13 protein-coding genes are annotated in these 11,086 nt (G+C 69.9%); all 13 read left to right on the forward strand.

Going from position 1 to position 11,086, the window contains the following annotated elements:
- Positions 1-176: 176 nt before the first annotated feature.
- The 13 genes from AC27VN_RS19705 (at position 177) to AC27VN_RS19765 (ending at position 11,045) form a co-directional block, all read left to right on the forward strand.
- Positions 177-1,430: an MFS transporter gene (locus AC27VN_RS19705; RefSeq protein WP_490877595.1), complete on the forward strand. Its 1,254-nt coding sequence runs from the start codon at positions 177-179 to the stop codon at positions 1,428-1,430.
- Entirely contained in the window at positions 1,427-1,882 is a 456-nt protein-coding gene (locus AC27VN_RS19710) for a PTS sugar transporter subunit IIA (RefSeq protein ID WP_093350228.1), read from the forward strand. The genes AC27VN_RS19705 and AC27VN_RS19710 overlap by 4 nt, the downstream gene beginning before the upstream one ends.
- Positions 1,851-2,120, forward strand: coding sequence for an HPr family phosphocarrier protein (locus tag AC27VN_RS19715; RefSeq protein WP_057596164.1), 270 nt, complete (start codon positions 1,851-1,853; stop codon positions 2,118-2,120). The genes AC27VN_RS19710 and AC27VN_RS19715 overlap by 32 nt, the downstream gene beginning before the upstream one ends.
- 12 nt (positions 2,121-2,132) lie before the next feature.
- Positions 2,133-3,929 (forward strand): phosphoenolpyruvate--protein phosphotransferase, encoded by a 1,797-nt coding sequence (gene ptsP, locus AC27VN_RS19720; protein WP_093350231.1) that lies wholly within the window; start codon positions 2,133-2,135, stop codon positions 3,927-3,929.
- Positions 3,930-4,054: 125 nt separating this feature from the next.
- Positions 4,055-4,423, forward strand: coding sequence for a DUF4148 domain-containing protein (locus tag AC27VN_RS19725; RefSeq protein ID WP_208510587.1), 369 nt, complete (start codon positions 4,055-4,057; stop codon positions 4,421-4,423).
- Positions 4,424-4,602: 179 nt separating this feature from the next.
- The gene (locus AC27VN_RS19730; RefSeq protein WP_208510588.1) at positions 4,603-5,067 is read left to right on the forward strand and encodes a Spy/CpxP family protein refolding chaperone; all 465 of its coding nucleotides are present in this window, start codon (positions 4,603-4,605) and stop codon (positions 5,065-5,067) included.
- Between the two features lie 83 nt (positions 5,068-5,150).
- Positions 5,151-5,624 (forward strand): DUF4260 domain-containing protein, encoded by a 474-nt coding sequence (locus tag AC27VN_RS19735; RefSeq protein WP_490877596.1) that lies wholly within the window; start codon positions 5,151-5,153, stop codon positions 5,622-5,624.
- Positions 5,618-6,016, forward strand: a complete 399-nt coding sequence (locus tag AC27VN_RS19740) for a hypothetical protein (RefSeq protein ID WP_490877597.1) — start codon at positions 5,618-5,620, stop codon at positions 6,014-6,016. Before AC27VN_RS19735 ends, AC27VN_RS19740 begins: the two co-directional genes overlap by 7 nt.
- Before the next feature lie 38 nt (positions 6,017-6,054).
- On the forward strand, positions 6,055-6,750 hold the full coding sequence (locus tag AC27VN_RS19745; RefSeq protein WP_093350245.1) for a response regulator transcription factor: 696 nt from the start codon (positions 6,055-6,057) through the stop codon (positions 6,748-6,750).
- Positions 6,747-8,153, forward strand: coding sequence for a HAMP domain-containing sensor histidine kinase (locus AC27VN_RS19750; RefSeq protein ID WP_490877598.1), 1,407 nt, complete (start codon positions 6,747-6,749; stop codon positions 8,151-8,153). The genes AC27VN_RS19745 and AC27VN_RS19750 overlap by 4 nt, the downstream gene beginning before the upstream one ends.
- Before the next feature lie 128 nt (positions 8,154-8,281).
- The gene (locus tag AC27VN_RS19755; RefSeq protein ID WP_490877599.1) at positions 8,282-9,331 is read left to right on the forward strand and encodes an NADP-dependent oxidoreductase; all 1,050 of its coding nucleotides are present in this window, start codon (positions 8,282-8,284) and stop codon (positions 9,329-9,331) included.
- 199 nt (positions 9,332-9,530) lie between these two features.
- Positions 9,531-10,067 carry a fimbrial protein gene (locus tag AC27VN_RS19760; protein ID WP_093350252.1) on the forward strand — a complete coding sequence of 179 codons (537 nt, stop codon included), beginning with the start codon at positions 9,531-9,533 and terminating at the stop codon, positions 10,065-10,067.
- 207 nt (positions 10,068-10,274) lie between these two features.
- A complete protein-coding gene (locus tag AC27VN_RS19765; protein WP_208510594.1) occupies positions 10,275-11,045 on the forward strand; it encodes a fimbrial biogenesis chaperone in 771 nt (256 codons plus the stop codon).
- Positions 11,046-11,086: the final 41 nt, after the last annotated feature.

An 11,086-nucleotide genomic window follows, 5' to 3' on the forward strand; every position in this document is an offset into this window, starting at 1 on the left:
GCTGTGGTTCGCCCAGACCGAGACCCGCTCGACGCCGCCCGGCGCCGTGTCGCTCTACCAGGCGATGGTGCTCGGCCGGCCATCGTCGGACGAGGCCGCCAAGACCTTCTTCGAAGGCCTGCGGCTGCCATGAGCCGCCCCCGCGACCTCGGCGCGGCGCTCCCGGCGGCCGCGCGATGAGCGAGGGCATGCTCGGCGGCCGGCGCCGCGTCGCCGGCGTCTTCCTGGCCTTCGCCTTCGCGTACTTCCTCTCGACCCTGGTGCGCGCGATCACGGCCACCCTGTCGCCCACGCTCACCGACGAGTTCGACCTCGAGTCGCGCGACCTCGGCCTGCTCGCGGGCGGCTACTTCCTCGGCTTCGCGTTCACGCAACTGCCCATGGGCGCCTGGCTCGACCGCCACGGCCCCAAGCGCGTGGTGGTGGCTTTTCTCGGCGTGGCGGTGGCCGGCTGCCTGCTGTTCTCGGTCGCCACGCATTTCTCGCTGCTGCTGGCCGCGCGCGTGCTCACCGGCGTGGGCGTCAGCGCCTGCCTGATGGCGCCGCTCACCGGCTACCGGCGCTGGCTCCCGCCCGCGATGCAGCTGCGCAGCAACTCGTGGATGCTGATGGTCGGGTCGTTCGGGCTGGTCGGCGCGACGCTGCCGGTGCAATGGCTGGTGCCGCTGGTCGGCTGGCGCGCGCTGTTCTGGCTGCTGGGCGCGGGCGTGATCGTCTCGATGCTGCTGATCGCCTGGGTCGCGCCCTCGTGGCGTCGAGCCTCACCCGCTGCGACGGCGGCGGTTCCCGACGACGGCGGCAGCTACGCCGCCGTCTGGCGCGATCCCTTCTTCCGCAAGCTCGCGCCGATCGGCTTCTTCCACTACGGCGGCTTCATCGCGATGCAGTCGCTGTGGGCCGTGCCCTGGCTCACGCGGGTGTCGGGCTACACGCCGCTGCGCGCGGCCGAGGCGCTCTTCGTCATCAGCCTGGTGCTGCTCGCCACCTACTGGCTCTGGGGCGTGGCCAATCCCAGGCTCGCGCAGCGCGGCATTGCGGCGGATCGGCTCATGGCCTGGGGCCTGCCGCTCTCGCTGCTGTTCATGGCTATTGTTTTGATAGCGGGGCCGCGTGCGGGCACGGGAACGTGGGCGGTTTTCCTGTGCCTCTGCACGGTGGTCACGCTGGCCCAGCCGGCCGTGGCGATGGCGCTGCCGCCGGCGCTCGCGGGCCGCGCGCTGTCGGCCTACAACCTCGTGATCTTCGTCGGCGTGTTCGTGGTGCAGTGGGGCGTGGGCCTGCTGATCGACCTGTTCGTGCGCGCCGGCCTCGACACCGTGGACGCTTTCCGTGGCGCAATGGCCATCCTGCTGGGGTGCTGCGTTATGTCGTATATCTACTTCCTCCGGGCGCCCCCGCATAATCGACGCGCCGTCCCCCGAGCCGCATGAACAGCATCCTCATCATTGCCCATTCGCCCTTCGCACAAGCGTTGCGAAAGTGCGCGCTGCATGTGTTTCCCGACAGCGAGAACGCCATCGTCGCGCTCGACGTGCTGCCCAACGTGCCGCCCGAGGAAACCCTGGCGGCCGCGCGCATCACGCTCGCGCAGCAGCTCCACGGGCCGCGCGTGCAGGTGCTGGTGCTGGCCGACGTGTTCGGCGCCACGCCTTGCAACGTGGCGCAGAAGCTGGTGGACGGCGTTCGCTCGCGGCTCGTGGCGGGCGTCAATCTTCCGATGCTGCTGCGTGCCGTGACCTACCGGCACGAGCCGCTCGACGTGCTCGTGCAGCGCGCCATCGCCGGCGGCACCGCGGGCGTGATGCAAGTGGCGGTGGCGGCACCGCAGAACCAGGCCAAGAGAAAGCACAGTGATCAAGAAATCCGTGACCATCAGCAATAAGCTGGGACTGCATGCACGCGCATCGGCCAAGCTGACCAAGCTCGCAGGCAGCTTTCCCTGCGAGGTGTGGCTCTCGCGCGGCGACCGCCGCATCAACGCCAAGAGCATCATGGGCGTGATGATGCTGGCCGCCGGGCTCGGCTCGACCGTCGAGCTCGAGACCAACGGCCCGCAGGAAGAAGAAGCGATGAACGCCATCGTCCAGTTGATGGACGACAAGTTCGGCGAAGGCGAATAAGGACCACCGCGCATGACCTTCGCAGTCCACGGCCTTCCCGTCGCCCGTGGCATCGCCATCGGCCGCGCGGTGCTGGTGGTGTCGAGCCGCATCGACGTGGCCCACTACTTCATCAAGCCCGAGGAGATCGAGACCGAGATCGATCGCGTGCGCACCGCGCGCAACGCCGTGGCCGAGGAGCTGGCCAAGCTGCAGACCAACGTCGCGCAGATGGGCCCGAACGACGCGCCGCACGAACTCGCGGCGCTGCTCGAGGTGCACCAGATGCTGCTGCAGGACGAGGCCCTGAGCGGCGGCGTCAAGCACTGGATCAGCGAGCGGCTCTACAACGCCGAATGGGCGCTGACCACGCAGCTCGAGGTCATCGCGCGCCAGTTCGACGAGATGGAGGACGAGTACCTGCGCGAGCGCAAGGCCGACCTCGAGCAGGTGGTGGAGCGGCTGCTGCATCGCATGAAGGGCACGGCCGCGGTGCTGGCGCCGAGCCCGCCGCGGCGCAAGCGCGCCTCGTCCGACGAGGACGACGACCTCACCGCGGGCGACGGCATCGACGTGCCGCTGGTGCTGATCGCGCACGATCTCTCGCCGGCCGACATGCTGCAGTTCAAGAAGAGCGTGTTCGCCGGCTTCGTCACCGACGTCGGCGGGCGCACCTCGCACACCGCGATCGTGGCGCGCAGCATGGACGTGCCGGCGGTGGTCGGCGCGCGCACCGCGAGCCAGCTGGTGCGGCAGGACGACTGGGTCATCATCGACGGCGATGCCGGCGTGATGATCATCGATCCCTCGCCGATCATCCTGGCAGAGTACGGCTTCAAGCAGCGCCAGGGCGACCTCGAGCGCGGGCGCCTCGCGCGGCTGCGCCACAAGCCGGCCGTCACGCTCGACGGCCAGCGCGTCGAGCTGCTCGCCAACATCGAGATGCCCGAGGACACGGTGGGCGCGATGAAGGCCGGCGCGGTCGGCGTGGGCCTGTTCCGCAGCGAGTTCCTGTTCATGGGCCGCGAGTCGTCGGCGCGCCAGACGCGGCTGCCCAACGAGGAGGAGCAGTACCAGGCCTACAAGCGCGCGGTCGAGGGCATGCAGGGCATGCCGGTCACCATCCGCACCATCGACGTGGGCGCCGACAAGCCGCTGGACAACAAGTCCGCCAACAAGCAGGAGCACCTGAATCCCGCGCTCGGCCTGCGCGCCATCCGCTGGAGCCTGGCCGATCCCGCGATGTTCCTCACGCAGCTGCGCGCCATCCTGCGCGCGGCCGCGCACGGCGAGATCCACCTGCTGATTCCGATGCTTGCGCATGCGAGCGAGATCCGCCAGACGCTGGCGCTGATCGCGCTCGCGCGCACCGAGCTCGACAACCGCGGCGCGGTGCACGGCCACGTGAAGCTCGGCGCCATGATCGAGATCCCGGCCGCGGCGCTCACGCTGCGCACCTTCCTGAAGCACTTCGACTTCCTCTCGATCGGCACCAACGACCTGATCCAGTACACGCTGGCGATCGACCGCGCCGACGAGTCGGTGGCGCACCTCTACGACCCGGCCCATCCGGCGGTGCTGAAGCTGGTGGCCGACACCATCGCCGAGTGCCGCCGCCAGGGCAAGGCCGTGGCGGTGTGCGGCGAGATGGCGGGCGACGTGGCCTTCACGCGGCTGCTGCTGGGCCTGGGGCTGCGCAGCTTCTCGATGCATCCCTCGCGCATCCTCGCGGTCAAGCAGGAGGTGCTGCGCGCCGACACGAGCAAGCTCGAGGCCTGGGCGCGCTCGGTGGTCGACTCGGACGATCCCGCCGCCATGCTCGCGGGCTGAGCGCCGCGCGCGCTTCAAGCCCGCCGCAATAAAACGAAACACGCCGAAACCGCGGCGAAAGGACTTGCCGCGCGCCGGCAAGCACGATCAGGCCTTCTCTTCACCAACCCTGAAAGGCCCGATCCATGAAGCTCTCCCTGACCCAGGCTGTCGCCGTCGCCTCCTTCGCCATGCTCGCCGCCGCGGGCGCCAAGGCCGAAAGCTATGACGGCGTGCACCAGGCCGTGTCGGCCAAGACCCGCGCCGAGATCAACGAGGAAGCCGTGCGCACCGCCGCGGCACCGAACCAGAACGTGACGCGCGGCTCGCGTGGTCCCGAGACCGTGGCGCGCTCGACCGACCGTGCCAGCGTGGCCGCCGAGGCCGTGCGCACCGCGGCCGCGCCCGACCAGAACGTGAGCTCGGGTTCGCGCGTCAACAGCAAGGTGATCTCGACGCTGCAGAACCCGGTGGACGCACGCGCCGCCGCCTCGCGCGACGCCAGCAAGCTCTGAGCGAAGCGGCCCTCCGCGCCCCCCCGGAAACAAGCGACGCATCGGCGTCGCTTTTTCGTTTCGGCCCTCCGGCCTCGCGTCGCAATAAAACGAAACACGCCGATACCGCGGTGAAAGGACGCGAAGGCGGCCCGAAAGCACCATCGAGCTTCCTCCTCCAACACACACAAGGACCCGTCATGAAACACTGGATCAAACGCACGCTCTTCGGTTTTGCCGGGCTCGCCGTGGTGGCCGGCAGCGTCGCCGGCTGCGCCGGCCATCGCCACGGCTGGAACGGCGACAGCGCCGAGTTCCGCGCCAAGATGGTCGAGCGCGTGGGCAGCAAGCTCGACCTCGATGCGTCGCAGAAGCAGAAGCTCACCGTGCTGGCCGAGAAGCTGCAGGCGCAGCGCCAGGCCTTGCGCGGCGCCGACGGCTCGGGCGATCCGCGCTCGCAGTTCCGCGCGCTGTTCGCGGGCAACAAGCTCGACCAGGCCGGCGCCACGCGCCTGGTCGACGAGAAGACCGCGGCGCTGCGCAGCGGCAGCCCCGAGATCATCGCCGCGGCGGCCGACTTCTTCGACCATCTGAACCCCGCGCAGCAGCAGAAGGTGCGCGAGTTCATGGAGCGCGGCGGACGCCGCTGGAGCCGCCAAGGCTGATGCACCGGCGGCCCCGTCCCTCGGCCGGGGTCGCATTCCCATCCTTTCGGGGCCCGGCGCCCTCCACCTGATGCGAGCACACCATGAAGACCATCGAACCGAACCTGGGCGACCTGATCGCGCTGCGGCGCCAGGCCGCGCGCCGCGCGAGCGATGCCGCGACCGAGACACAGGAAGGCGCCGCGACCGGCGGCGTGCGCACCACGCTGCGGCTCGAGGCGCTGGCCGTGCTGGCGGGCGCGCTGATCGCCTACGACCGCACCGGCAGCGGCTGGGGCCTGTTCGCGCTGCTGTTCCTGCTGCCCGACCTGTCGATGCTCGGCTACCTGGCGGGGCCGCGCATCGGCGCGCGGGTCTACAACCTCGCGCACTCGTACCTGGTGCCGCTGGGCATCGGCGCGCTGGGCCTGCTGGTGGCGTTGCCCTTCGCGCTGCCGCTGGCGCTGATCTGGGCCGCGCACATCGCGTTCGATCGCGCGCTGGGCTTCGGCCTCAAGTACGAGGCGGGCTTCGGCTTCACGCACCTGGGCCGCGTCGGAAGGCAGGACCCATGGTGAGCGCGCGTCCCGACGATGCCGTGCGGCCCGTGCTGCGCCCCGCCGTGGCGCGCACCTGGCTGCTGGCCGAGGCGCTCGCGCTCGGCACCGCCTCGGTCGTGCACGCAGGCCGGCTGATTCCCGGCTTCGCGCATGCGCAGGCACGCACGGCCGAGGCCGTGATCGCGCTGGTGCTGGTGGGCGCGGCGGTCGCGAGCTGGCTGCGCCCGGCCTGGACGCGCTGGTTCGCGATCCGCGCCCAGGGCTTCGCGCTGCTCGGCACGCTGGTCGGCCTGTTCACCATCGCGATCGGCATCGGGCCGCAGACCGTGCCCGACGTCGCGTATCACCTGGTCCTGCTCGCCGCGCTCGCGGCCGGCCTCGTCGTGGCGGTGCGATGCCGGGCGGGTTGATCATCAGCCAGCTCCTGGCCAGAAGGCACAATCCGCCCATGCCGCGCATCCTGCTGATCGACGACGACGAACACCTCGGCGCGCCGCTGGCGAGCTACTTCGCGCGCTTCGGCTGCACGCTCGAGAGCGCGGTGCGGCCCAGCGAAGGCCTGGCGCGGCTGCGCGCCGAGAGCTTCGACGCCGCCATCCTCGACGTCATGCTGCCCGAGATGGACGGCTTCGCGCTGTGCCGCGAGATCCGCAAGGAGAGCGACATCCCGATCGTGATGCTGACCGCGCGCGGCGAGGTGATGGACCGCGTGGTCGGCCTCGAGCTCGGCGCCGACGACTACGTGCCCAAGCCCTTCGAGCCGCGCGAACTCGTGGCGCGCGTACAGACCATCCTGCGGCGCCAGCGCGTCGCGCCGCCCGCGGCCGCCTCGTCGCAGCAGCGCGTGTTCGACGGCCTGGCGATCGATCTCGACCGCCGCCTGGTGCTGCGCCAGGGCGAGCGCGTCGACCTCACCGGCACCGAGTTCGAGTTGCTGGCGCTGCTGGCGGCCGAGCCCGGCAAGGTGTTCAGCCGCGACGACATCCTCAACCGGCTGCGCGGCCACGAGGCCGAGCTCTACACGCGCGCGGTCGACATCGTGGTGAGCCGCCTGCGCAAGAAGCTCGAACCGCTGGACTGCATCAAGACGCTACGCAACGCGGGCTACGCGCTGGCCGTGGCACGCGGCGAGCCTTCTTCATGAACTTCCGCCGCAGGGAACGCCGCGATCGCGAGGGCGCGTGGCATGCCTTCGCCTGCCGCCGCGACGAGCTGCACCGGCAGTGGCATGCGCAGTGGCACGAGAAGGTGCAGGGCAAGCGCCGCTGGCGGCGCTCGCTGCGCATCCGGCTGGTGATGATGTTCGTGCTGCTCGCGGTGGTCATGACCGGCGTGTTCCTCGCGGGCATGAAGAAGTCCTTCTCCACCGGCTGGGCCGAGGCCGCGCAGCCGATGCTGGTCGACTACGCCGACCGGCTGGTGGCCGAGCTCGGCACGCCGCCCGACGTGTCGCGCGCGCAGGCGCTGGTCGATCGCCTGCCGATCACCATCCGCATCGTCGGGCCGACCGTCAACTGGGACTCGAACCCCGGCGAGCACGGCACGCGCGGCGGCTGGATGCGCGACCACGACGAATCGATGTGGAACGACAAGTGGTTCATCCGGCCCACGGCCGACGGCCACCGCGTGATCTTCGGCTGGGCGCCGCGGCTGTGGCAGATCGCGCCGCGCGCGGCCGGCTGGGCCACGCTGAGCCTGCTGCTGCTGCTCGTGGTGCTGGGCTATGCCTACGTGAGCCGGCTGCTGCGGCCGCTGATCGACATCCGCGACGGCGCGCAGCGCTTCGGCCGCGGCGACTTCGAGCGGCCGATCCCGGTGCGGCGCAACGACGACATCGGCGACCTCGCGGAGCACATCAACACCATGGCCCACGACATCCAGGCCATGCTCGATGCCAAGCGCGGCCTGCTGCTGGCGCTGAGCCACGAGCTGCGCTCGCCGCTCACGCGCGCGCGGCTCAATGCCGAGCTGCTGCCGGCCACGCCCGAGGGCCGGGCCGAGCGCGAGGCGCTGCTGCGCGACCTCAACGAGATGCGCGACCTGATTAGCGACCTGCTCGAGAGCGAACGGCTCGCGAGCCCGCATGCGGCGCTGCAGCGCGAGCGCATCGATCTCGCGGCGCTGGTGCGCGAGACCGTGGCCGAGATGCCGGCCGCGCGCGAGGTCCACCTCGACCTCGCCGAGGGCCTGCCGGCGCACTCGGTCGACCGCATGCGCATCCGCCTGCTGGTGCGCAACCTGCTGGACAACGCGCTGCGCTACAGCACCGAGGCGCCGCGTCCGCCCAGCGTGTCGGTGCGCGCGGTGCTCGAGGGCCAGGCGCAGGGCGTGGAGATCGAGGTGCGCGACTTCGGTCCGGGCGTGGACGAGGCGCAGCTCGAGCGCCTGACCGAGGCCTTCTATCGCACCGACGGCGCGCGCCAGCGCGCCACCGGCGGCGTCGGCCTGGGCATGTACCTGTGCCGGCTGATAGCCGAGGCGCATGGCGGCAGCCTGCGGGTGCGCAACGCGTCCCCGGGCCTGCAGATCGTGGTGCGCCTGGGCTGACGCGGTCCGAGCGGGGAGGGCGGGAAGGCCGGGCTGTCGCCTGCGCTACGCGCGGCCCCGCGCCGCGCGGCTAGCATGCGCCGCTCAGCCACACCCCGGGGCGCGGCCCCATCTCCAGGAGACGCTTCATGACCGACACCACCGCACTCGTCAACCACCAGGTCCGCCTCGCCAAGCGTCCCGAGGCCGCCGCCACGCGCGAGCACTGGAGCTTCGGCAGCGAGCCCGTGGCCGAGCCGGCCGAGGGCGGCGTGCTGGTCAAGACGCTGTCGCTGTCGCTCGACCCGGCCATGCGCGGCTGGCTCAACGATGCCAGGAGCTACATCCCGCCGGTCGAGATCGGCGCCGTGATGCGCGCCGGGGGCATCGGCCGCGTCATCGCCTCGAAGAACCCGCAGTTCGCGGTCGGCGACACCGTCTACGGCACGCTCAACGTGCAGGAATACATGCTGATCCCGCAGGAGGAGATCAAGCGCAACGGCCTGGTGAAGATCGACCTGCGCGTGGGCAGCATCACCCAGTGGCTCAACGTGCTGGGCATGCCCGGCATGACCGGCTACTTCGGCCTGATGGACGTGGGCCAGCCCAAGGCCGGCGAGACCGTCGTGATCTCGGGCGCCGCCGGCGCGGTCGGCCAGACCGTGGGCCAGCTGGCCAAGATCAAGGGCTGCCGCGTGGTCGGCATCGCGGGTGGCGAGGCCAAGTGCGACTGGGTGGTCAAGGAGCTGGGCTTCGACGCCTGCATCGACTACAAGGCCGGCGCCGCCGCGGTGCGCGACGGCCTCAAGCAGCACTGCCCCAAGGGCGTGGACATCTACTTCGACAACGTCGGCGGCGAGATCCTCGACCTCGTGCTCGCGCGCATCGCGCGCAAGGCCCGCATCATCATCTGCGGCGCCATCAGCCAGTACAACAACGCCAACAGCATGCCGGCGGCCGGCCCCCGCAACTATCTGAGCCTGCTGGTGAACCGGGCGCGCATGGAAGGCATCGTGGTGTTCGACTACGCCGACCGCTATCCCGTGGCCATCGCCGAACTGGCGGGTTACCTGAAAGATGGGCGCATGAAGAGCAAGGAAGACATCGTGCAGGGCCTCGACACCTTCCCCGAGGCCCTGAACCGGCTCTTCAGCGGCGCCAACTTCGGCAAACTGGTGCTGCAGGTGGCGACCGAGTGATGTCAGCTCGGTAGTATTTGGCAAAACTTTCGTATCGAAAAGTTTGCAAATGGGTTTAGTTCACAAACATTGAATTAACAATGTCAACCACTGTCAACTGAGTCGAAAACGTCTTCTTCTCCTAGGAATTGGTTAATAGACTGCGCTCTGCCTTGTCAAGGCAAGTAGTTCTTTTTGTTAACAATCCCAGGGAATTCAGATGCGTAAATTCTTCAAGCTGGCGGCGCTGGCCGCTGTCGCCGCTGCGCTGTCGCAAGGCGCGATGGCTGCCGACGGCACCATCAACTTCACGGGCGAAATCGTCGATGCACCTTGCTCGATCTCGCCGAACAGCCAGAACATGACCGTGCCGCTGGGCAAGGTCGCTCGCACGGTGCTCGACGGCGGCAAGGGCAAGAAGGCCACGCCGTCGAAGTTCACCATCGACCTGCTCGGCTGCGGCGCCACCGCCAAGGGCGCGACCGTGTCGTTCACCGGCACGCCCGACCTCGACGACGCCACCAACCTGCGCCTGGCGAATGCCGGCCAGGTCGGCGTGACCACCGCTTCGGGCGTGGCCATCGAGCTGGGTGATTCCGCCGCCACCAAGATTCCGCTCGGCTCGGAATCGGCGCAATACGTTCTGGGCCAGGGCGACAACGCCCTGAAGTTCCAGGCCGTGTACGTGTCGACCAAGGACACCGTGACGGTCGGTCCGGCCAACTCGACGGCCCAGTTCACGGTCAACTACAAGTAAGCCGCCTTCGCGGAATCCGGCCCCTGTCCATGGCGGCAGGCGCCGTCGGATTCCGCACCGGACCGACGCGGCGCGGCGACCTCGCGTGGGCGCGCCGCATCGGCCGGTTTTTCCATCACCCGTCTTTTTTCCGCCGGTGCGCCGCGTGCGCCGCCGTGCTGGGGTACGCCTGGACGCCAGCGTCCGCCGTACCGAGGAACCCGTCGTATGTGCAGCAAGAATCGAATTCGTTGGACCCTGGGCATCGTGGCGATGCTCTGCCTTCAATGGCCGGCCGCGGCGGGCGTGATGCTCGGCGGCACGCGCGTCATCCTGGGCGAGAAGGACCGCGAAGCCTCGATTCCGGTGAAGAACACCGGCACCTCGCCCTACGTGGTCCAGGCCTGGATCGACGCCGGCGAAGGCAAGAACAAGACCCCGATGCTGGTCACGCCGCCGCTGTCGCGGCTCGATCCCGGCATGGAGAACATCCTGCGCATCATGCGCGTGGCGGGCGAACTGCCCGCCGACCGCGAAACGGTGTTCTGGCTCAACGTGAAGGAGATCCCCGAGCGCTCCAAGGACGAGAACGTGCTGCAGATCGCGGTGCGCAGCCGCATCAAGCTGTTCTACCGGCCCGCCAGCCTGGGCGGCAAGTCCGAGGAGGCCCGCAGCCAGCTGCAGTGGGCGGTGGCCGGCGGCGCGCAGGGCGCGGTGCTCAGGATCGGCAACCCGACGCCGTACCACGTGACCTTCACGGGTCTCAAGATCAACGGCGGCCAGCAGGACATCAACGCCGACATGGTGCCGCCCTTCGGCGAGTCGGTGTATCCGCTGACCGCGGTGAAGGCGCCGCAGGCGATCCAGGTCAACTTCACCACGCTCAACGACTACGGCGGCGAAACGCCCGAGGAACTGGTGCGCGTGCCCGCGGGCGATGCGCCGGTGGCCGTGAAGGCCGAGCTCGCTCCTGTCGCAGCCGACGGCGCGAAGCGCTGAGGCGCGAGGGCGAAAAGCCATGCGCCGCCGCATCCCGTCCC

The organism is Variovorax sp. 20P10.2.4 (assembly GCF_058244205.1).